Here is a 22,065-nt window from a genome sequence, read left to right on the forward strand (position 1 = left end):
CATTGGTGATTGGGGAGCCATTGCGTTAGGTGGCTTCCCGTTGCCACAGCCCTAAGCAGCAAAGTCATACACTGGCGTTTCAACAATGCAGACAGGCTCTTGTTGGTTGTAAATAATCTGCTGCAACCGTTCTACCGTAGACGGTGAGAAAAATTGTTCTCCTGTCTCTGGATTCACCTGTGCAGGGACATTTTCAATTAAGTAAAATTTGCCATTCATCTGTAGTGTGTAGGTTACTGTTTGTTCTATTAGTGTCTCATTGGAGTTACTGCTCATCGTTGCTTCTCCTTCGGGTAAAGTCATTGTTCCATAGGTTGGAGTTAGGCTCGTAAACGGTAATAATTTTGATTAAGGAGCGAGAGGGATAGCTACACTGAACGTGAAGAGGTCGGTTTGCTTGCGTCAAGCCACTAATCAAGCAGCTAGGGGCATATTTATCATCAGGATAGTCTTCGATAACTTGACCACTAGCAATTGCCTCCTTAATTTCTTGTACGTGAATGCCACGCAGAATAGATTGGTCAACAGCGTGTTTGGAGAATTCAAATTGATCATCAGCTATTTTGCGACGAATTTCTGCAAGCATTGTGAGCAACAGAATAATATCGGCTGGTTTAAATTGTGATTAATCTGGTGATCCCAATTCCCTAGTGATGATCTCTTGCGATCGCCTCAACTTGAAATCACACCCTGTTGTTTTGCGTTTTAGGAGTAAGATAAATTACGCTTGTAAATTTGAAAATTCCGGGTTCTGAGCTAGTAATGAATAGAAATTACGGTCTCATCCAGACTCAGCTTGACACCAGTATCTCCAATCTCCAGTGGTCACTGAGCTTTGCCGTTGGCGCAGCCTCTCGCAGAGAAGTGTCCCCACTCCCCTGTTAGGCTAGAAATAGCCGATACAGAAAAGAGGGAATCGAGAATATGCCGCACACAATTGTTACAGAAGTCTGTGAAGGTGTCGCTGACTGCGTAGGTGCTTGTCCAGTAGCTTGCATTCATGAAGGCCCAGGCAAAAATGCCAAGGGCACCGATTGGTACTGGATTGACTTTGCCACTTGCATAGACTGTGGCATATGTCTCCAAGTTTGCCCAGTAGAAGGGGCGATTCTTCCAGAAGAAAGACCGGAGTTGCAAAAAACTCCGTAATAGTCCATAGTCAACAGTCAATAGTGAATAGTTATGTTTGACTTGACTGTTGACCAATGACAAATGACAAATGACCAATGACAAATGACTATTTACTAGATGTTCAAAATGTCCACGCTGGATACATCAAAGATGTAGATATCCTGCAAGGTGTGAATTTCCAGGTTGCACCAGGGGAATTGGTGACAGTGATTGGCCCCAATGGTGCGGGTAAATCTACTTTGGCAAAAGCAATTTTTGGGCTTTTGATCCCCCACACAGGCACAATTACCTTCAAAGGTGAAAATCTTGTGGGGCTAAAGTCCAATCAAATTGTCCAACGAGGAATGTGCTACGTACCGCAAATCGCCAATGTTTTCCCCTCCCTCAGTGTTGAAGAGAACTTGGAGATGGGTGCTTTTGTGCTTAACGTTCCCCTGAAACCAATCAAAGATAAAATATTTACTATGTTCCCCCGACTGAGCGATCGCCGTCGTCAACGTGCCGGTACTCTCTCTGGAGGAGAACGCCAGATGCTAGCGATGGGCAAAGCTTTGATGTTGGAACCTAGTTTGCTGATTTTGGATGAACCATCTGCTGCTTTGTCCCCGATTTTGGTGACACAAGTGTTTGAGCAGATTAAACAAATTAATCAGGCGGGTACTGCGATCGTATTAGTAGAACAAAATGCCCGTAAGGCTTTAGAGATGGCTAATCGCGGCTATGTACTGGAGTCGGGACGCGATGCTATCTCAGGCCCTGGTGAAGAATTGTTGAATGACCCGAAAGTGGGTGAGCTATATCTGGGAGCAGGTAAGAGACATTAACCCTTTTTAATCACTCTTGCCCCATTCAACATAACACCAGTCTAATATGGGAACTTCACCAGGCGATAGCGATGGCTCGGTTGGGCTGCGCCTACGCTATCTATAACTAATACAAAATCTATAATACTACCTGCCACTGCCGCGACCGTCGTTTTCGATGCTCAAAGAATTCTCCCCAATAATCCTTGCTTTTCTAATCACATCTACAGCTAGTCGAAAGGTAAAACAGGACATTCATTCAGGAAAAAACGACCAAAACATAAATTATTCGGATTTGCCAGAACACCCATTCAGAATTCTTAATTCTTAATTACGAACAGGTTAAAGTCCCTAGTTATGAGCATAGGCGTAGGCATCGCCTGTTTTTCTCTTACTCCCCTTTACTGCATTTTTTGTCTACTTTGTCAATGCATAAGTTCTGCCAGTTAGCCCTTTCAAGGTGAACGTTTGTACTATGAAAAAAATGATGTTTTAACCCAACTTTGGTATTTTGGCGATTGCGATCGCTACCCACTACGACCTAACAGTGCGTCTGGTAGAGTTGGCATCGCTTAATTTACAGTCCAAAAATTTGGAGTTTAATGCATAAATTCTTTGTTCAATTCCAGGCGATGCCTGAAATGCCCTAAAAACTTTGATAGTACATATGCTCGCCTTGAAAGGGCTAGTTCTGACAGCAACTTTTCCTCTCTAAGAGACGCTGAACGCGATCGCTTGAATTCAAGTTCAACATCACTTAAAAAATTCCCTTAATTGAAGCAAAAAAGATTTACTATAAAAACATTTTCTCAGGGTATTCACTGATGTATTTTGCGAGTTTGCCTGCTTAATATGTAGCAAATAATATAGAACTAGTTACTTAAGTTAGAAGGTAAAGTTTCTTTCGTTAAATGACTTAAAGAAGTATTTTTACAAAGATTAGTTAGTAGTAAGCGTATTTATAATCATCTCGGCTTAATGCAAATTGTTCTAAATATTTCAATGTCAGTCTTATAAATTATCAAAAAATATTATGAAAGTGCTTTTACCAGAGGGAGTTGAACTTCAAGGTTTTGAGAGAGAATTAAAAACAACTCTAGAGCAAGCACAACTTGCTGGTTATGCCCTTATGGGTTTTGCCTTTAGAGAGGCTCTCAGTTCAAAGCTTCACCAAATTGATGCTTTGGTGGTTATGGAGCCAGGAGTATTTGTATGTTTAGAGGCAAAAGGATATAAAGGTAAGTGGACAGGAAGCGCCAACGAAACATGGTTTTCTGATAATCAAGAAATTAAAGCAGTTGGCGGCAATCCATATATACAAGTTGAACGATACAGCCTAGTTATTAAAGATAAACTTCGGTCTTGTATATTTCAGGATATTGATTTTTGGGTTAATTATTTTGTTGTTGCCCCTGATCAAACAAAATTTGAAATAAAAGATGCAGTTATTAATACCTTTCAACCTGGAAGGTCAGTGCAAATTTGTAATATATCCAGAATAGAACAGGTCTTAGGCAGTATTAGAACTAAGGAAAATGTTGCTGCAAAATTCAACGAAATTGGTATTAAAAAAATTATTAGCGAACTCACAGGAATATCACTAGAAAAAATCGAAATACTTATAAATGGTCAGCCGCCGGGCCCAACTCTAAAACCACGTCCAGTAGAACTAAAACCTGTTAACCCGACTCTAGAAGCACCTCCAGTAGAACTAGAACCTGTTGGCCCGACTCTAAAACTACCTCATAACAAATATATTCATCTTTCTATAATCCTTACTTGCTTTGCAGTCGCAGGAATATTTGCTGTTTGGCATTATTCTAATCAAAGAGGATGCGAAACCGCTACTCAAACAAGAGTAAATGGTATTTGTTATAAAGATATTACTAAAAAACCTCTTGTTGTAGGCATTATCACTTCACCTAAACAGTATTCAGAATTTAAAACATATTTAAAAAACCAACTCCGTTCTCAAGGCATAGATGTAGTAGTTGAAGGGAACTCTGAAATTACATATAAAGATGCTCAAAATAATATTACTAAAAACAAATGGGATATCGTGTTTGCCAACTCACCCATGAATGGAATGCGAGCTAAAGATAATAGCTACAAATGGTTAGCTCGAATGTATCCTAAATATCCACTTACTTATGAATCAGTTTTATTTGTTAGGTCTGATAGTTCAATTAAGTCAATTGAAGATATTAATTCTTCAACAACTATCGCTCTTGGAGATTTCAATTCAGCTTCAAGCTTCTATATGCCTGTCTATAATTTATATGGAAAATCTATGACTGTAACGGCAGGACATAGAAGTAGTAAAATTCGAGAGCTAGTAGCTAACAAAAAAGCAGATATAGGAGCAGTTGTATACAGTACGCTGAAGGACGATCCACAATTCCGAGTAATTCAAATTAGTAGAGAAATTCCAGGCACAGGAGTTTACTTATCTCCAAAATTAACTCCTACTATCCAAAAGCAGATTCAAAACATTTTAGAAAATGCACCTAAAAGAATTAAGAAACAGGCAAACTACGACACAGGAGAAGAGCCAGACTATAAAGAATTTAGAACGATTGCATTAAGAGCAGATCAAGTTTTATCATGCGCTAATTTTAGTAGAAATCCCGTACAATTTTTTTGTAACGCAACATCTCAAGGAATTCTAGGACGGGTGGCTGGTTTCACCAACCAGGGGAATGGAATGATTCGATTACGATTGGAACGAGAAAATCATCAAATCTGCGAAGTCTTTGTTTCTTCACAAACGCTGAACAAAATTACAGATGGTCGTTCACCAGAATTTATTAATAGAAAACAAGTCAATATTACTGGAGTAGAGGCAATAGAAGTAGAAGACGGCACTTGTGAACTAACAATTGAAAACCCTACTCAGCTAGTAGTGTTAACAACCTAGAGTTTAGCCTTTTAAAGTCCCTAGTGATTAGCTCCGGCGTCGCCTGTTTTTCTCTTGCCCCCCTTACGTCATTTTTGGTTTACTTTGTCAAGGCGTAAGTTCTGACGAATTACGAATTAGTAATAGACATAGGAGTGAAATTAAATATGCCTTACCCAGAACCCTTGTAGAGACGTAGCACTGCTACGTCAAAACAATTCTTTTTTGGAGATGTCTGATGATGTTGAGTGCTTTTGGCAATTTGGCATCCAAAATTTTTCTGTTGCAGTTTTAATTGAGATATCAGCAGGGTTACAGGGACATTGAGAAAGTTCTACAAGGGAGCGATTCCCGTCTCAAAAATCCCACCCAATGGCCAGTTGTTGACGCCCAGGCTCTTTGAACCACCTTAACGTGGATGCAGCGCAAGCGTCACCGCTTCACCACAACTGGCTAGAATTGAACCTCGCATGACTAGAAGTCACGCGATTCCTACTTCAACGATTCCTGCCTGGATTACTCCAGGACTTACAGATTCTCCATAGGCGTTTAAAGCATCCGGCGCACCGACGGCTGCTGTCTTGAAAAGTCTCTTTGCTGCTGGGGAGACCCCAGCAGTATTAATACAAGAGCTTTTCGCTGTTAAAAGTTTTAATCCCTCATTCAAGATGTTCAAAGCCGCATTATTGTCTCTGAAATTGTAATTGCTGCAAGTAGGACAAGACCATTCACGCAGTTTTAAATCTTTGACTAATGGGTTGATAAAACCACAATCATTACAAGTTTGAGATGAGGGGTAAAATGTGCCAACTTTTTGCACAATTTTGTCATGCCACAAAGCTTTATATTCCAGCATGGCAACGAACTTAGACCAACTAGCGTCCGAAATACTCAAAGCTAGTAAGGGAATTTTAACCATGTTGGCAACTCGCAAATCTTCTATACAGATAATACTGTTTTCTTTGATTAGACGAGTTGAGAGCTTATGCAGAAAATCGTCTCTGAGATTAGTAATCCTTTCGTAGGTACGAGCCAGCTTGATTTTCGCTTTGACTCGATTACTACTACCCTTGACACTACGAGATAGCTTTTTATGTGCCTTGCGTAACTTACGAGTTTGAGTTCTGTAATATTTCGGATTATCTACAACTTCTCCATTGCTAGTAACGAGATAAGATTTTATGCCTAAGTCTAGCCCAATATTTTGAGTGACCTGGTGGTGTTTCTCTATCTCTGTTTCACATAAAATGCTAGCAATATATTTACCTGATGACGTGCGAGTTACCGTAACATTTATCAGCTTTCCCGTAATTGACTGAGACTTGTGAAACTTCACCCATCCTAGTTTTGGTAGTTTTAAACGATTCTCTATTACCTGAATGTTACCGTTGGTCAGGTTGGTTTTGTAAGACTGCTTGCACCCATGCTTCTTTTTGAATTTAGGAAAGCCTACGTTTTTTCTACTTTTAATTTTCTTGAAGTCAGCAAAAAAGTTTTTGTACGCTGTTTCTAGATTCTTGAGCGAGTTTTGTAGAGCAAATTTATCTACCTCTTTGAGCCATTCAATTTCTTTTTTAAGTAAAGTTAACTGCTGACTACAAGCGTTATAGTTTAACGCTTTTTTCTCAGTGTTATATAACTCTTTTCTTAGTCCTAAGAAGCGGTTGTACACAAATCTCGCACAGCCAATAGTCTTGTTAATTAAGACTTGTTGATTGTGTGTGGGGATTAGTGTAATCTTGAATGCTTTTTGCACGTAGGACAACTTGTTAAATGTGTTAAATACACTGGTATTGTAACACAAAGTCACACTCAATATGGAGCGCCTAACTCATGACTATAAGTCACGAGTGTGCGGCTTGTAGAAATCAAACAGAAAACACATAGTTAGCCAGGTGGATCATACCAAAGCGATCGCCACCATTTATTTAACCTGTAGTTGCCTTAGTTTATTATTTGCGGACAGCAGTAACTCTTGAGCTTTCAGATAGGCTGTTGTGCCATTTTGCACCTTTTCTAATTGATTAATAATACTTTGCAATTGGCTCAACACCCGATTGCGCTCTCCATCATCAGCATTAGCAGGAGTTGAAGCCACCAAGCTTTTTATTTCTCGTTGCGCTAATTCCATTGTCTCCACAGCATCAGCCTCAGCTTGCCGCCTTACCTTAACTTGACCTAAATTCGCCTCATAAATTGCTAATAACTTCTGTGCTTCGGTATAACCCGCCACGTCTTTTGAGGGAATCTCTTTAAGCCGCTCAATTGCCTCTATCCACAAATTTTCTATCTGTTGCCATTCAGTTACAGCGTGCGGCGGATTTTGACCAGCTTTGGCAGCTTGCCAGGAAAATTGCCGCGCTGCGGTAATTAAGGCACTGATGCGATCGTTCCCAGCACTGATGCGATCGTTCTCAGCTGCCAATCCAACGACTTCCTGAAACTCACGCTTATAATTATCCAGTTGATTTTGTACAGTTTTTCCTGCCAGAGTTTGACTAGGAATCTGCTCTAATTGATTAAGGGTGGTTTGCCAAACAGCAGTTGCAGTCTGTTTATCAGTTGCTGTTGCAGCCCGTTCATATTGCTGTTTAGCATTTAAGAAGCTCTGCATATTATCGGCAAGCAACGACTGAGCATTCTTTTCCTGAAAAACTTGAGCTTCTAGCTGCCCAACTTTACTCCGAAATGCATTAAAACCGTAGATGCTAAAGCGCGAATCATACCACCAATATCTGTATTCTGACCAATCGTTGACAAAGGAAGTTGGTAACTGATCTAGATGTTTTTGTGTTTCTTGTAGCTTCTGTTCTCCCAAAGCCAAATCAGCCGGACTAGTAGCTTTTTCAATCAATTGTTCAGCTTGTTCGACTAATACCAACGCCTCTCGATAGTGATTATCCATGCTGATATAGCTGGGTAGCAACAAAAAAGGCGCATGGAGCATCATCGGACGCCGAATCACCGGGTAAGGCTGGTTGGCCACCCAAATTATACCAACGGGAATACCTATAAGTATTGCGATCCAAATAAGTCTACTACCTATACCGCGCTTGGCTTTGCTATGCAATTGCTGAGGAGATGTTTTGATAACCTGCCTTTTTAACTCCATTTCATGCTCTAATTCAGCAAGGTTCTTGGGGGTTGATGGTGTTGTAGATTGCTTTCGCACTACAGGTTGAAGGCTGGGAACAGATGGAGCTATCCCAGAGCTATTTGCAGCATTTTTACGTAAGAAATTCCAGTTTATTTTGTTTAAAAAAATCATCTTTATAGCCAGTACTATGTTAAGTATTCCCAAAAAACACAGCAAATACAAACAATAGATCCTTTTGGCTTTTGACACAAATTATACTCTTTCGTAACTAGAATATTAATGTTTCGGAAAAACTGCGCTGGTTATAGCTAACCTTGGCTTTAAACTTGACAAATAATATCAAATTTAATTGAGGCACATATAGCGTTTCTTAATAAGAATGAGGTACAGCTTAACCTCACCCCGATAAAGCTGTGCTTTATCTCCCCTCACCTTGGTAAGGAGAGGGGTTGGGCGTGAGGTTTTGATATGTACTTCATGCACCTGGGAACCGCTATAATAGTCAATTTATACAATATATAAGTTATAAATTACGATACAATGTGAAGATTAAATGACTCTTAAATCGTGTAATCAGGTACTCTTGCATCTTCCTTTAGTCTGATATCTTCTTGGGAACAGCTTTGTTGTTATCAGGTAGATTGATGAGTCGAATTAATGGATTTGTAGGGCGACGTGATTTCTTAAAATTCGCCAGCATGGTAGGTATTACCGCTACTGGTTTTGGTAATAGCTTTTGGAATTCAGAGCAAACTGCTGTTGCTGATATTCACGCAGTTAACCCTAATCCAATCAGTCCAAATGAAGCCGTCAGACGCTTGCTGGATGGTAATCAAAGATTTATTCATCAAAAACGTCAATATCCCGATCAATCATTAGAACATTTGCGATTAGTTGCTAAAGCTCAGTATCCCTTTGCCGCCATATTGGGCTGTGCAGATTCTAGAGTACCTGCGGAAATCGTCTTCGATCAAGGACTTGGAGATTTATTTGTTGTGCGAGTTGCTGGTAATGTAGTCAGTGACACGGTTATAGGCAGTTTGGAATATTCTACAACAGTATTGGGTTCGCAGTTGATTGTGATTTTGGGTCATAAAAGATGCGGTGCAGTAGCAGAAGCAATCAAAAACGAACCACTTCCTGGCAGAATTGGTTTGATTATTGAGGGCATCAAACCATCTGTAGAAAGGGTAAAGTTCAGAACGGGTGATAATATGCAGGATGCAGTTATAGCTAACATTCAGTATCAGGCTGAAAAATTGCAGGAAAGCTCAACAGTTTTAGCCAAATTGCTCCATCAAGGCAAACTAAAAATTGTTAGCGCTTGTTACGATATTGACACTGGTAAAGTCAACATTATTACTTGAATATCTCACACCTTTTAAGCGTAGGATTATTAGTTTAATGATGTTGCAATAAATTATTATTTATAAAATATTTTTTATTAATAATTTTCAAGATTAATTAAATTTATTTACATATACATTGGTAGGAGCGTACATCTGTACGCCCCTACGGTTGGCCTACGAATATAGCAAACTCACAAAAATTCAGAAAAACCTAAAAGCAAGGCACAGTCCAAGCTTGTAATAAATAAACCCAGCAGGGGCCATATAACAACGCCGCCTGCCAGGAAGGTATAGTATATTCTGGCCATGTTTGATCAGGTTAGCGCTTATTTGTAAAAAATAATTGCGTATCCCTAGATACAATAACTAAATACTTTGGGAAACCAGTTAAGAAAAGTTACTAAATAGGTTAATTTACAATTAAATCTAACAATTTACCGAATAGGGAGACGAGGACACGGAAAAATATTTCCCAATGCCCAATGCCCCATAATATAAGAAAGCGCTTCACACTTCTTAAATAATCAGCTTTATTAGAACAATGGCGAGAGACTTGCGGGGATTCATTAAAATTTTGGAAGATAAGGGACAATTACGGCGGATTTCAGCTTTAGTTGACCCAGATTTAGAAATTGCTGAGATTTCCAACCGGATGCTGCAAAAAGGTGGCCCAGGTTTGTTATTTGAAAACGTCAAAGGCGCTTCCTTCCCGGTGGCGGTGAATTTGATGGGAACTGTGGAAAGGATTTGCTGGGCGATGAATATGCAGCATCCAGAGGAGTTGGAAACTCTGGGGAAAAAGCTGAGTATGCTACAACAACCAAAACCGCCGAAGAAGATTTCCCAGGCGATAGATTTTGGAAAAGTACTGTTTGACGTGCTGAAAGCGAAACCAGGGCGGGACTTTTTCCCCGCTTGTCAGCAAGTTGTGCTTCAAGGTAATGATTTAGATTTACATAAGTTGCCTTTGATACGTCCTTATATTGGTGATGCTGGCAAGATTATCACGCTGGGACTGGTGATTACCAAAGATTGTGAGACGGGGACTCCAAATGTAGGTGTGTATCGCTTGCAACTACAATCTCAAAATACGATGACGGTTCACTGGTTATCGGTGCGGGGTGGGGCGAGGCATTTGCGAAAAGCGGCCGAACGTGGGAAGAAATTAGAAGTTGCGATCGCACTTGGTGTAGATCCTCTAATTATCATGGCAGCAGCTACACCTATACCTGTAGATTTATCAGAATGGCTATTTGCTGGACTGTACGGCGGTTCGGGTGTGCAGTTGGCAAAGTGTAAAACTGTAGATTTGGAAGTTCCCGCAGATTCGGAATTTGTCTTGGAAGGAACGATTACACCAGGGGAAGTTTTACCAGATGGGCCTTTTGGCGACCACATGGGTTATTACGGCGGCGTGGAGGATTCGCCGTTAATTCGCTTTGAGTGTATGACACACCGGAAAAATCCGATTTACTTAACAACATTTAGCGGTCGTCCACCTAAAGAAGAAGCGATGATGGCGATCGCGCTAAATCGCATTTATACGCCCATACTGCGGCAACAAGTATCAGAAATTGTCGATTTCTTCCTCCCAATGGAAGCTTTGAGTTACAAAGCGGCGATTATTTCCATTGATAAAGCATATCCGGGACAAGCGCGACGGGCAGCTTTAGCGTTTTGGAGTGCTTTACCACAATTTACCTACACCAAATTTGTAATTGTTGTGGATAAAGACATAAATATTCGCGATCCGCGTCAAGTTGTGTGGGCAATTAGTTCCAAAGTTGACCCAGTGCGGGATGTCTTTATTCTGCCGAATACACCTTTTGATACGTTAGATTTTGCCAGTGAGAAGATTGGCTTAGGTGGACGCATGGGAATTGATGCAACTACAAAAATTCCGCCGGAAACAGACCATGAATGGGGTTCGCCTTTGGAATCTGACCCAGATGTGGCGGCGATGGTAGAGAGACGATGGGCGGAGTATGGTTTGGCAGAGTTGCAGTTAGGAGAAGTTGACCCAAATTTGTTTGGCTATGATATGAGGTAGAGTTTTAGGTGGCGACTGGTAAAAATCTCTACTGCATATCAGCTTGGCTGATTTTTATCAATCAAGCTGTCAGTGATTTTTAAGTTACAAAAGGAGCTTTTGGATGAATCAGGTATTTGTGAAAAACTCTTTGGGAGCGAAACAGATAGCTGAAGAAGTTGCTGAACGTACCCAACGTTTTGTACCTGCTTACAAGCGTTTTTTGGAAAGCCAGGGGTTTAAAGGTGGAGAAACCTTTGAGCAGTTACCCCAGTTAGACAAAAAATCATACGCCCTTGCTTACCCATTTGAAGAACTGCTGGGGGATGATTATGAAGAGTGCTTTACGATCTTTCGCTCTTCAGGCTCATCTGGGCAAAGCTTCTATTGGCCGCAGTTGAAGTCAGACAGTAGTTCATCATCGGCTGGTATGAGGACGCTTCTCGAAGCCGTATTTGCTGTACACCAGAAAAAGACACTAGCGATTATGGGGCTGAACCTTGGAGCCTGGTTAGGTGGTGAGTTTTTTTCCTGGTCTCTCAAAAATATGGCAATCGATACGCCTTATCCATTCTATGTATTCTCTCCAGGTAGCCATCATCAAGAAATTATCGAGATGGTCTACAAAATGAACCCCTTTGTGGATCAGATCATTCTGTTTATGGTTCCATCTGCGATCGCACATCTTCACCTTAAGGCAAGTCAGTTAAATAAATCTTTCCCCTTTGAGAAATTAAAGTACATTGTCACTGGTGAACCTTTTCCAGAGAGCTTACGAATTTCTCTCCAGAAGCGTGCAGGGGTAGAAGATAAGATCCCATTTATGTTTTCTCTTTATGGCAGTGCCGATACGGGTGGTCTCGGAATGGAACTCCTGGCTACCATCGCTCTGCGAAAAATATTATATCGAAACTCTGCTCTCGCTAATTCCCTTGGTATAGAATCCCCGATTCCGCACTTTTTTCATTTTCTTGCAACTAAGACTTTCCTGGAGAGTATCGATGGTCATCTGTGCGTAACTCGTTGGCAAGGCATTCCCCTAGTACGCTACATTCTTTATGATCGTGTGGCTTTATACAACTGGAAAGAATTTAAACAAGCCGTTCTCACCTCTGCGTATCTAGATTTGGAGGATCAACCTTGGGTAAAGATAATTTCAGATAGTAGTGATGATCTCCCAGATTTGCTGGCTGTTAGCGGTCGAGCAGATAGTTGCTTAATCCTTGGCGGTGCTAATCTCACAGAATATATGCTAGACGCGGCGGTGAAATGTGAAGAACTGGATGAGATTCTCACCGGACTATACCGCGCTCGAATTGTTGATGAAGAAGATATGCAATATTTGGCTTTTGACCTGGAAACCAGACAAGGTGTAGAGTCTGATGCAGTAACGCTCGACCGAGTTTATCATTCTCTGGTGCAAACTTTAGGGCAGCTTGAATCATATTTCTTGGAAGCTTGGAAGAATGTTTACAGCGCTTGGGATAACGACTCTTCTAAGCGGATTCTGCGGCTAAATTTCATCCCTTGGCCTGGGCTGTCTCAGGCAACGGAACAAACCATCAAACAGCGAGGAATTGTCCAATGAATGATGAATCAATACCAGAATGTACCTGATTAATCTTTATTTATTGCGATCGCACTCCCTTTAGAGAATTTAATTCCAAAGCATGAGTTGCCCCAAGCTACTGCTAAGGAAAGGAGAATAAATAGAAAATTCACAAATCTCACAAATCATTACAACTGCTATAGCAATCCGAACTGAAACGTGAGAAAATACGTAGACATAAAGTAGGTATATATAAGCATTTCAGCGATTTTGTCACGAATGATTTAGGATTGCTACAGCAGATTGCGAGTTGGTGAGGTACAAAAGTACCCCACCCTAACCCTCCCCGATATATTGGGGAGGGAACTAGATTTGCTGTTTCCCCCCAATATATCGGGGGGATTAAGGGGGGTAATTTACCGTAGCCCCAAGCAATGGAAGGTTGTACTTCATTTACTTGCAAAGTGCTGTATATATAAAAATCTCGCACCAACATTCATACTAGTACCGAGATACTAGTGTCGAAAAATTGGATAAATTATGACAAAAAAAGTAAAAAATCCAGCATTAAAGTTAGTGATAGGATTGGCACTCAGTTGTATTAGTGTGATGCTCAATATTGCTATAGCTAATCAAATAAGTTTAGCGAAATCAACTAACTCTCAAAAGTGTAATATTTTTGCCTACGTTACCGATACAGATCAGCAAGGTTTAAATGTGCGGAGTGGTGCAAGTACAAATAACACAATTTTAGGACAAATACCAATCAACGAGACAGTTCAGGTTATTGGTGCTGTTGGAAATTGGGTGGAGATTACTAATGCTAGTAATGATTTTAAAGGAACTGGATGGGTATTTGTGCCAAAGTTAGGCTTAACAACGCGGGGTTACGGTACTAATGGGGTGGATTTATATGCTAGTACCAGTAAACAAAGCCAAAAAGTGAGAAGGATTCCTGCTAATACGATTGTCAAATTGTTAGGCTGTCAGGGAGATTGGGCGCAGGTAGAATATCAAGGTGTTAAGGGTTGGTTGAGAAGGAAAGATCAATGTAGTGCAGCCCTTACTAGTTGTTCTTAGAACCCCACCCCCAACCCCCTCCCCGCTCTTCGAGAGGGGGCTATGAGAATTACGAGGAGGGGGCTATGAGAATTAGGTTTAAAATTTTGGTTTTGAGATATTTGTTATGGCTTATCCATTTCCAGGAATGAACCCGTTTTTAGAAGATGCTGAATTATGGCCAGGAGTACATCACTTGCTAATTAGTGAAATTGCCAGGTTTTTATCTCCCCAACTACGTCCTAAATATCGAGTTGCTGTAGAGGTGCGGATGTATGAAACCACTGATGAGAATTCACTACTTGTTGGCATTCCTGATGTGATTGTTAAAAATCGGCAGACTGTAACTGATTCTACAAATACAAATGTGGCAGTAGCCGCACCAACGCCTGAACCTATAAAAGTAAAGATTCCTATGCCTGTTTCCATCAGGGAAGGATATCTAGAAGTACGAGAAGTTGGTACAGAGGCATTAGTTACTACTATTGAAATTCTATCTCCTACGAATAAACGTCCGGGTAAAGGAAGACAGACATATCAAGAGAAACGTGAACAAGTATTAGCTAGTCGTAGTAATTTAGTTGAAATTGATTTACTGCGTAAAGGTGAAGCAATGCCTATGATGGGCAATGATATTCAGAGTCACTATCGAATTTTAGTTTGTCGTGGCGATCGCCGTCCTTATGCTGACTTATATGCTTTTAATTTAACAGATATAATTCCACCTTTTCCCCTGCCTTTGCGTTCTGAAGATACGGAACCAGTTATAGATTTGCAGACATTGTTAAATGAGGTATATGATATCTACGGCTATGATTTGGTAGTAGATTACAGTCAACAACCAGTATCAGGTTTGTCAGAAGCAGATGCAGCTTGGGCTGATGCGCTTTTGCGGGAGAAGGGGTTACAGTCAGGGCTATTTCGTTCTAGACAGAAACCGCCCAGAACTGAAGTTCCGGGCTAATAACTAAAGTCCGTTAAAACGGACTATAACCTTTTCTCAGTCGTCTTGAGACGACTTTCGCTATTAGACTCAGAATTTATTCTGAGGCGGGCTAGATGAGAATGAAATAGCTCTGGGGTTACGGTAGAGCAACTTAATAGTAATTTGAGATTTCTGCCACTCAACTGGGAATACTAAACTGAGATTCCTTGTAAGGTAAGACTGGATTCCTAAAAACATGAACTCGATTACACTACAAAAAGCAAAACAGGCTGTATTTATAAAATTTTATCATGTATTGCAGTACCTATCTAAACTTGTACTTTATATTTTACTCGCATGAACTATGAGTATGACAGAGATTATTTTACCTATTATACCTCTAACAAGGCATGGAGTGGCTGAGGCAGTTCCCATAAATAAATATTTATCATCATTGCAAGTAGATAAGACACTTGCAGTTTTGGAAAAAGCTAGAAATTTTATTGCCACAGGGAGTTCTTTTATCCCAGATATTTCTATTTTAAGAGCAACATTAGCGCCGACTATTGCTCCTACTTTCGCACCAACTTTCGCGCCTACTTTCGCTCCTACTCTATCTTTCATTGGCAGAGTAGATTTCTTTTTTGAAGCCCAAGAGGTTAACTTAATTAAGGTTAATATAGGTGATAAAAAAGATTCCTTTGTGTCTCCTGCTTTAGAGTGTTATAAATTAGGAGTCGAAAAGGCTCAAGAAAAAGCAGATTATAAGGGTGCTGTTAAGCATTACAGCGATGCTTTGAGTAAAGATGGCAAATTTGCAGAAGCTCATGTAAGCCGAGGTCGTGCTTATTCAGAGTTAGGAGAGCAGCAAAGAGCTATTGCAGATTATACTATAGCAATGAATGTTAGTCCCAAATTTTCTGAAGACAAAGACAGATATGTTGAACCATTACTAGGACGAGGTACCGTTTACATCAAACTTGGTAATTATCAGGCTGCACTTGATGATTTTAATCTAGCGGTTAAACTAAATCCTGACTTTTATGATGCTTATTTAGGTAGAGCTATTATCTATATTGAACAAAAACATTATCAAGAAGCGATTAATGATTTAACAGAATCATTAAAGTTAACTGCTGATAATTATCCGGCTGCATTTCTGAAACGTGGTTCTGTTTTGGCTGAATTGGGCGAATACGAAAAAGCTATTGAAGATTTAACTCAGGCTATTGATAATAATGCAGAGGATGCTAATACCTATTATCCAGATGCCTACTATAAGCGTGGACTTATTAATTTAAAACTAGGCGAACCAAAAAAAGCAATCGAGGATTTAAATAATGCTATTAAGCTGGATTCTAAGTATTATGAAGCTTATGATATTCGGGCGATCGCTCATGAAACACTTGGAGAATACGAAGCTGCAAATAAAGATTACATCAGTGCAGATTATAGTAAGGCGTTATTAATATATAATCTCACAGGGCATTCAGGAATGTTTGCTGCGGTTCAGTCAGTAGCTATCAGTTCTGATGGAACAACTTTAGCCAGTGGGAGTGAAGACTCAACTATCAAACTATGGAATTTAAAGACAGGACAAGAAATTAACACACTTTCTGGAAATTCAGGTTTAGTTTTTGCTGTAACTTTTAGCCCTGATGGTCAAACTATTGCTAGTTCCGGTACTGAAAAAACTATTGAACTTTGGAATGTCAGCACAGGAGAACAAATCCTTACTATGTCAGGGCATTCTGGTTGGATTGGTTCCCTTGCTTTTAGTCCAGACGGACAGACCATAGCTAGTGGAAGTGATGACAAAACCATTAAATTTTGGAATATAGAAACTGGAGAACAAATTCGCAGCTTCTCTGGACACTCAGGTTACATTAAGTCTTTGAATTTTAGTCCAAATAATAATATTATCGCTAGTGGAAGCTGCGACAACAGTATTAAACTATGGGATGTGCAAACTGGCAAAGAAATTAATACCCTAGAAGGACATCAACAGTGTGTTCGTGCTATAGCTTTTAACCCAAATGGCCAGACTTTGGCTAGTGGTAGTGAAGATAATAAAATCATACTTTGGGATTGGGAAAATAATAGCCAGATACGTACTTTTAAAGGCCACTCTAATGCAGTGACATCCTTGGCTTTTAGCCCTGATGGTCTAACCCTTGTGAGTGGCAGTGATGACAAAACGATTAAACTATGGGATGTGCAAACTGGACTACCAATTATCACTCTTTTTGGGCATGAATCTTATGTAGAGTCAGTAGCTTTTAGTCCCGATGGTAAAAATATTGTTAGTGGTGGTTATGACAAAACAGTTAAAGTGTGGCAGATGCCTTGGCAGTAAACTGAAGATACATCAAAATCACTATTGTGTGAAATAATCGTCAAACTATGACGCAAAGCGATCGCACCTCCTCACCAAAAACCACATAATTAGCCCCCTCCTCGCTTGCGGGGAGGGGGTTGGGGGTGGGGTTCTATCTCTGCAACCAAGCAGCAATATCTTGCAACACCCCCTCCATCCTCTCCAGAACATCCTCATTTCTAAATCGCACAACCTGCAACCCCAAACTCTCCAAAAATTCTTGACGTATCGCATCTTCCTGTTGGGTGTAGTCATGAATTTCGCCATCCACTTCCACCACTAACCGCGCTTCACCACAGTAAAAATCGACGATAAAACGGTCAATTGTTTGCTGACGGCGGAACTTGAAACCCAAAAGTTGCTTGTGTCTCAACTTCTCCCAAAGTAACTTTTCTGCTGGAGTTGGTTCACACCGCATTTGTCGCGCTAATGGCTTAAGTTTTTTCCAAAGTTCGTGTGAGGTTTGCCAAGGGTATCCCGGAACCCCACCCCCTAACCCCCTCCCCGCAAGCGATGAGGGGGGACTGGAGTCGGTGAGAGACTTTGGGTTGGGGTTGTGATTTTGGGTCATTTGCACTCTTGGTGGTTAGCTAATTAATATTTCATGTATTATTAAGAGCGATCGCACTCTTCGCTCAACTCCTCAAAACTCTGGCATAATCAGACTAATCTCATCAAAAGATTCGCAGAAACATAAATGGACTGGATTACACTACTGCGATCGCTACAGTCTGATTTTATTAAAAGGTTAACATCTGGTTGTCTGCTTCATTGTCAAACAGAAGGTCAATATAGTGAATTGACTATAATTTCTGGAGAGAGATTAAAGGCACTACGGGAATTTTGCTGGCTGATGGCTGAGAAATATAAGCGTGTTTCGCCAGTCCGTGACGTTTTTATTAGCTATCTCAAAGGGAAGTTGGGTGAGGAAGTTGTCAAAGAACGTTTAGCTGATTTTATTACCGAAGTCGATTATGAAAAGCGATTCGGCGGCGATGGTAATATAGATTTTACCTTGACTTCTGACCCTTCTATTGGTATTGAGGTTAAATCTCGTCACGGTAGTATTGATAAAGTTAGATGGTCAATTAGTTCTGAAGAGGTTGAAAAAAATGCAGTTGTAGTTTGCATTTTGATTCAAGAGGATGTGAGTGAAGCACAATCGGAGTATCACCTTTTTTTGGCTGGCTTTCTGCCAACCCGGATGATTAAGTTAAAAACTGGTAAAATTTCATTTGGGATAGAACAATTACTATATGGTGGTGGTTTATGGTGCTATCTAGAACAGTTACAATCTTCTATTAATAATTCTTATCAGCAACAACCACCAATTTATAAATATCTCCCAAAACAGGAAACGCCACCGAAGCCAACTATTAATCAGGTGATAAAATCTTCTTTTAAACCTGAATCTGGTGATGAAGATTTAAATATACTTTATGTAAGATTGGGTGATGAATGTTTTGAAAAAGGAGAATATACTAATGCAATTACCAACTATAATCAAGCCTTAAAAGTTAAATCTAGCGATATTGATTTATATTATAAACGAGGTTTAGCTCATTATCAAGTAGGAGATTATGAAGCTGCGATCGCAGATTATTCTCAGGCAATTGAGATGAATTTTCATGATGCTAAATCTTACAATAAACGAGGTTTAGCTCTGTCTCAGCTGGGGCGATTAGAAGAAGCAATTAATGATTATACCCAGGCGATCAGAATTAATCCTAATGTTGCCGTAGCTTATAAAAACAGGGCTGAAGCTCGTTCTCATATAGGGGATAACCAAGGAGCAATTGAGGATTATACCCAGGCTATTAAAATTAACCCCCATTATGCTGATGCTTATAAAAACCGTGGAATTGCTCGTTATTTATTAGGCTCTCAACCGGGGTTTCCCCAAGCAATCAAGATTAATCCTAAAGATGCCATAGCTTATAAAAAACGTGGTAATGCTCGTTCCGATTTAGGAGATTTTGAAGGAGCAATTGAAGATTATACTCAGGCAATACAGATTAATCCTAATTATGTCGATGCTTATTACAACCGTGGTAATGCTCGTTCTGACTTAGGAGATTTGCAAGGAGCAATTGAAGATTATACTCAAGCAATCCAGATTAATTCAAATTATGCAGATGGTTATTACAATCGTGGCAATATCCGTTTAGAAATAGCAGATAAACAGGGAGCAATTGAAGATTTTCAGAAAGCGGCAGACATTTATCGTCAAGAAGGCAAGCTAGAAGCACTCAAAGATACACGAGAAAGAATATTAGATTTAGAAATAGAAGAATCATTAGATATTTTAAACTTCTAGAAATGGCTTCTTCTCGCGTATCTCGCTTTGCAATACAGTTCAGTTAACCATTTTTTTCTTCTCTCTGTGTTCTCTGCGCCTGGAGTGGTTAGTTAAAAAAATTGACCTTGACAAAGGATTTTAGCCTTAACACCAAGCGTATTGAGCTATATTCCTCCCTATTCCCTACCTGAAATTATTTTTCCCTATACCCCCCAGCGTAGTCAATTACACACATTGTTCTATATAAATTGTGAGTTCCATAAGCAACACCAGACACTTTAAAAGCACCATTAAAAATGTTTTTTCTATGGCCGCGATCGCCCACACCATCATCAATAATTAACTGCATGACGATATCTTGGGCAGTGTTTGGGCCATAACTAATATTTTCGCCTGCGGTTGTTTGCCATTTACCATAGCGGTTGATGCGAGTAAAGGGGTTGCTACCATCGCTACCATCATGACCTATAGCACCTTTTGGGCCTTGGTCTTTAACGTGATCTCTTGCTCCTAAAGACATACCTTTAGATGCACCCAACGCTCCCACAGGACGTGCTGATTTCAGAAATGCGATCGCTTCATCGACTGCTTTAACTCCTTCTTGAGTTTGCAAATAGGTATTATTAGAAATTTTGACTCGGTTCCCCTGAAAGCGCTTTCTATAGTTTTCTACAATCGGGAGGTATACCTTGGGATTTGTTCGTACCTTATTTGTTTCAACAATTACCTGTCGTTCCAGCGATGAAAGATAACTCGCCTTTGCTAATAAAGTCGGACTGGCTGGTTTAACTACTGCTGGGTTCAACTTTTCCACAGACGGGGTAGATTGAAACAGTTGGTTTGAGCAGCCGAATATCAGGGTAAGTGGCAAAAATACCCAAAATCTAAAACGATGCATTCATTACCTCACAATTTTTTCTATGAATTAATTTAGTGAATTAGAATAAATAAGAATTTTTAACACACAGAGAATTTTGTAGACGCTTCTTTATTGGGAATTTTAGAAGCGGCTTATTGTCAGACATGATAACTTAGATCAGTTCCCTAAGAAGAACGGAAATGAGCTGATAGAGAGTATAGATAACGCTAGGATTGTCTTTGTTCCTTGAGTGTTAAAAAATTATTACTTAATACCTGTTGTAACCTAGTGAACACTCAAACGTAAAGCGCAAAAAATATTATACAAATAAAAACTTTGCATATTTGCGTTTGACAGAAAAACCCAGAGTTTATATCATGTCCGTTCAAATAACTGTCATTGCGATCGCTCGTTCTCAGTGTTCCCGGATAATAGGGAAACAAGCCCAAAAAAATATTGCGATCGCTAATTTTACTCGCAATTGACTAATTACGGGTGATTTGCCGAATATCATATTACACTTTGAGAAACCAACGTTGCCGATACATCAGAACACCAACAGCCCACCACAAGAACACGGTGACTATGGCAAACAACAGGGAACCATTCAGGAATCCCGCCCAAGATGCGAAAAAATTCTGGTAAATCCAATTGTAGGTGCTAGGAGCGTCTTTGCCTGTACCGATAGTGGTTTTTACTAAAATTTTAATCAACAAAACCGATGGAACGAAAAGAGCGATCGCATTTAAGCCCATAATTTCAAAAGGTTTACTCCAGCGACGTATCAGCCGTACTTCGATGAGTTCATAACAAGCTGCTAGCAAAAGTAACGCCCAACCGGTGGTAAAAACTACATAGGAACTTGTCCACAGCTTTTTGTTGATGGGGAATGTCCACCCCCACGCCCAACCGATAATTAAACAACCAACTCCAAATAATCCTAACCCTATACTTGTGCGTGACTGTACAGGTTGACTACGTATCCATTGGCCAGTGAAGTAGCCAGCGAGGACGCTTACGATCGCCGGAATAGTACTGAACAGTCCCTCTGGATCTCCCATAAAGTTGAAACCATCACCTTTATATAGATGTGCTTTGGGAATAATCAAACGGTCAATATAAGCGCCAAAGTTACCTTCCCGCGTCAGAACTCCCGCACCATAATCCGGCACTGGTAGATACATCATCGTTAGCCAGTAGCCGATGAGTAGCACTGCTGCCAGTATCCATTGACCTTTACGCGGCAGGTTGAGAACTACCAAGGAAGCCACCACATAGGTAATGCTGATGCGCTGCAACACCCCCATAATGCGGATACTACTCAAATCAAAAGTCCAAAGACCCTGATTCCAAAAGCCATTTAGTAGCAATCCTAAGGCAAAGAGAATCGCAGCGCGGCGTAAGATCCGCGAGTAAACAGCTGAGTTTGGTTTATTGCTTTCAGTGTACTTTGACAGCGAGAAAGTCATCGCTACACCGACAATGAAGAGAAAGAAGGGAAATACCAAGTCAGTTGGTGTGCAACCATGCCAATCGGCGTGGGCTAAGGGAGGATATACATCATCTGCAACTCCCGCCATATTGACGAGAATCATCGCAGCGATCGTAATGCCGCGAAAAACATCCAGTGAAGTCAGGCGCATAAACGGAATTTTATGTTAGATGAGTATCTAAGCTACCCCGCTTGATGCA

17 protein-coding genes are annotated in these 22,065 nt (G+C 40.3%); 10 read left to right on the forward strand and 7 right to left on the reverse strand.

Annotated features, from left to right (window positions below; all coding sequences use genetic code 11):
* Positions 1 to 51 precede the first annotated feature (51 nt).
* Positions 52 to 276 (reverse strand): hypothetical protein, encoded by a 225-nt coding sequence (locus HWQ23_RS15010; protein WP_292829556.1) that lies wholly within the window; start codon positions 274 to 276, stop codon positions 52 to 54.
* Positions 266 to 586, reverse strand: coding sequence for a DUF4258 domain-containing protein (locus tag HWQ23_RS15015; protein ID WP_292829557.1), 321 nt, complete (start codon positions 584 to 586; stop codon positions 266 to 268). The genes HWQ23_RS15010 and HWQ23_RS15015 overlap by 11 nt, the downstream gene beginning before the upstream one ends.
* 338 nt (positions 587 to 924) lie before the next feature.
* Here HWQ23_RS15015 and HWQ23_RS15020 point away from each other — a divergent pair, with 338 nt between their 5' ends.
* The 3 genes from HWQ23_RS15020 (at position 925) to HWQ23_RS15030 (ending at position 4,851) form a co-directional block, all read left to right on the forward strand.
* Entirely contained in the window at positions 925 to 1,149 is a 225-nt protein-coding gene (locus HWQ23_RS15020) for an indolepyruvate ferredoxin oxidoreductase subunit alpha (protein ID WP_229495593.1), read from the forward strand.
* A 77-nt stretch (positions 1,150 to 1,226) separates the two neighbouring features.
* A complete protein-coding gene (locus HWQ23_RS15025) occupies positions 1,227 to 1,955 on the forward strand; it encodes an ABC transporter ATP-binding protein (RefSeq protein WP_292829558.1) in 729 nt (242 codons plus the stop codon).
* Between the two features lie 1,012 nt (positions 1,956 to 2,967).
* Entirely contained in the window at positions 2,968 to 4,851 is a 1,884-nt protein-coding gene (locus HWQ23_RS15030; RefSeq protein WP_292829559.1) for a PhnD/SsuA/transferrin family substrate-binding protein, read from the forward strand.
* A 460-nt stretch (positions 4,852 to 5,311) separates the two neighbouring features.
* On the opposite strand, the gene tnpB is transcribed toward HWQ23_RS15030, so the two are convergent.
* Positions 5,312 to 6,586 carry an IS200/IS605 family element RNA-guided endonuclease TnpB gene (gene tnpB / locus HWQ23_RS15035; protein ID WP_292829602.1) on the reverse strand — a complete coding sequence of 425 codons (1,275 nt, stop codon included), beginning with the start codon at positions 6,584 to 6,586 and terminating at the stop codon, positions 5,312 to 5,314.
* A gap of 168 nt (positions 6,587 to 6,754) precedes the next feature.
* Positions 6,755 to 8,098: a hypothetical protein gene (locus HWQ23_RS15040; protein ID WP_292829560.1), complete on the reverse strand. Its 1,344-nt coding sequence runs from the start codon at positions 8,096 to 8,098 to the stop codon at positions 6,755 to 6,757.
* Between the two features lie 473 nt (positions 8,099 to 8,571).
* On the opposite strand from HWQ23_RS15040, the gene HWQ23_RS15045 reads away from it, so the two are divergent.
* The 6 genes from HWQ23_RS15045 (at position 8,572) to HWQ23_RS15070 (ending at position 17,194) form a co-directional block, all read left to right on the forward strand.
* The gene (locus HWQ23_RS15045; protein WP_292829561.1) at positions 8,572 to 9,294 is read left to right on the forward strand and encodes a carbonic anhydrase; all 723 of its coding nucleotides are present in this window, start codon (positions 8,572 to 8,574) and stop codon (positions 9,292 to 9,294) included.
* 523 nt (positions 9,295 to 9,817) lie between these two features.
* The gene (locus HWQ23_RS15050; RefSeq protein ID WP_292829562.1) at positions 9,818 to 11,326 is read left to right on the forward strand and encodes a UbiD family decarboxylase; all 1,509 of its coding nucleotides are present in this window, start codon (positions 9,818 to 9,820) and stop codon (positions 11,324 to 11,326) included.
* Between the two features lie 103 nt (positions 11,327 to 11,429).
* A complete protein-coding gene (locus HWQ23_RS15055) occupies positions 11,430 to 12,893 on the forward strand; it encodes a phenylacetate--CoA ligase family protein (RefSeq protein ID WP_292829563.1) in 1,464 nt (487 codons plus the stop codon).
* Positions 12,894 to 13,394: 501 nt separating this feature from the next.
* Positions 13,395 to 13,934 (forward strand): SH3 domain-containing protein, encoded by a 540-nt coding sequence (locus HWQ23_RS15060; RefSeq protein WP_292829564.1) that lies wholly within the window; start codon positions 13,395 to 13,397, stop codon positions 13,932 to 13,934.
* Positions 13,935 to 14,040: 106 nt separating this feature from the next.
* Complete coding sequence (locus HWQ23_RS15065; RefSeq protein ID WP_292829565.1) at positions 14,041 to 14,877, forward strand: DUF4058 family protein; 837 nt, start codon at positions 14,041 to 14,043, stop codon at positions 14,875 to 14,877.
* Between the two features lie 325 nt (positions 14,878 to 15,202).
* The gene (locus HWQ23_RS15070) at positions 15,203 to 17,194 is read left to right on the forward strand and encodes a WD40 domain-containing protein (RefSeq protein ID WP_292829566.1); all 1,992 of its coding nucleotides are present in this window, start codon (positions 15,203 to 15,205) and stop codon (positions 17,192 to 17,194) included.
* 133 nt (positions 17,195 to 17,327) lie between these two features.
* On the opposite strand, the gene HWQ23_RS15075 is transcribed toward HWQ23_RS15070, so the two are convergent.
* On the reverse strand, positions 17,328 to 17,786 hold the full coding sequence (locus HWQ23_RS15075; RefSeq protein WP_292829567.1) for an endonuclease domain-containing protein: 459 nt from the start codon (positions 17,784 to 17,786) through the stop codon (positions 17,328 to 17,330).
* A gap of 126 nt (positions 17,787 to 17,912) precedes the next feature.
* Here HWQ23_RS15075 and HWQ23_RS15080 point away from each other — a divergent pair, with 126 nt between their 5' ends.
* Entirely contained in the window at positions 17,913 to 19,532 is a 1,620-nt protein-coding gene (locus tag HWQ23_RS15080) for a tetratricopeptide repeat protein (protein ID WP_292829568.1), read from the forward strand.
* A gap of 175 nt (positions 19,533 to 19,707) precedes the next feature.
* Here the strand turns inward: HWQ23_RS15080 and HWQ23_RS15085 are convergent, their stop codons facing one another.
* Both HWQ23_RS15085 and HWQ23_RS15090 read right to left on the reverse strand, forming a co-directional pair.
* Positions 19,708 to 20,412 carry a CAP domain-containing protein gene (locus HWQ23_RS15085; protein ID WP_292829569.1) on the reverse strand — a complete coding sequence of 235 codons (705 nt, stop codon included), beginning with the start codon at positions 20,410 to 20,412 and terminating at the stop codon, positions 19,708 to 19,710.
* 476 nt (positions 20,413 to 20,888) lie between these two features.
* Complete coding sequence (locus HWQ23_RS15090; RefSeq protein WP_292829570.1) at positions 20,889 to 22,016, reverse strand: acyltransferase family protein; 1,128 nt, start codon at positions 22,014 to 22,016, stop codon at positions 20,889 to 20,891.
* Positions 22,017 to 22,065 lie beyond the last annotated feature (49 nt).

It is taken from the genome of Nostoc sp. JL33 (genome assembly GCF_017114985.1).
Classification (GTDB): domain Bacteria; phylum Cyanobacteriota; class Cyanobacteriia; order Cyanobacteriales; family Nostocaceae; genus Nostoc.

Coding starts and splice junctions, on each gene's coding strand:
- HWQ23_RS15020 (WP_229495593.1), top strand. CDS start 925: ATGCCGCACACAATTGTTACAGAAGTCTGTGAAGGTGTCGCTGACTGC.
- HWQ23_RS15010 (WP_292829556.1), bottom strand. CDS start 276: ATGAGCAGTAACTCCAATGAGACACTAATAGAACAAACAGTAACCTAC.
- HWQ23_RS15085 (WP_292829569.1), bottom strand. CDS start 20,412: ATGCATCGTTTTAGATTTTGGGTATTTTTGCCACTTACCCTGATATTC.
- HWQ23_RS15075 (WP_292829567.1), bottom strand. CDS start 17,786: ATGACCCAAAATCACAACCCCAACCCAAAGTCTCTCACCGACTCCAGT.
- HWQ23_RS15015 (WP_292829557.1), bottom strand. CDS start 586: ATGCTTGCAGAAATTCGTCGCAAAATAGCTGATGATCAATTTGAATTC.
- HWQ23_RS15045 (WP_292829561.1), top strand. CDS start 8,572: ATGAGTCGAATTAATGGATTTGTAGGGCGACGTGATTTCTTAAAATTC.
- HWQ23_RS15070 (WP_292829566.1), top strand. CDS start 15,203: ATGAGTATGACAGAGATTATTTTACCTATTATACCTCTAACAAGGCAT.
- HWQ23_RS15040 (WP_292829560.1), bottom strand. CDS start 8,098: ATGATTTTTTTAAACAAAATAAACTGGAATTTCTTACGTAAAAATGCT.
- HWQ23_RS15055 (WP_292829563.1), top strand. CDS start 11,430: ATGAATCAGGTATTTGTGAAAAACTCTTTGGGAGCGAAACAGATAGCT.
- HWQ23_RS15025 (WP_292829558.1), top strand. CDS start 1,227: ATGACAAATGACTATTTACTAGATGTTCAAAATGTCCACGCTGGATAC.
- HWQ23_RS15030 (WP_292829559.1), top strand. CDS start 2,968: ATGAAAGTGCTTTTACCAGAGGGAGTTGAACTTCAAGGTTTTGAGAGA.
- HWQ23_RS15050 (WP_292829562.1), top strand. CDS start 9,818: ATGGCGAGAGACTTGCGGGGATTCATTAAAATTTTGGAAGATAAGGGA.
- HWQ23_RS15060 (WP_292829564.1), top strand. CDS start 13,395: ATGACAAAAAAAGTAAAAAATCCAGCATTAAAGTTAGTGATAGGATTG.
- HWQ23_RS15065 (WP_292829565.1), top strand. CDS start 14,041: ATGGCTTATCCATTTCCAGGAATGAACCCGTTTTTAGAAGATGCTGAA.
- HWQ23_RS15090 (WP_292829570.1), bottom strand. CDS start 22,016: ATGCGCCTGACTTCACTGGATGTTTTTCGCGGCATTACGATCGCTGCG.
- HWQ23_RS15080 (WP_292829568.1), top strand. CDS start 17,913: ATGGACTGGATTACACTACTGCGATCGCTACAGTCTGATTTTATTAAA.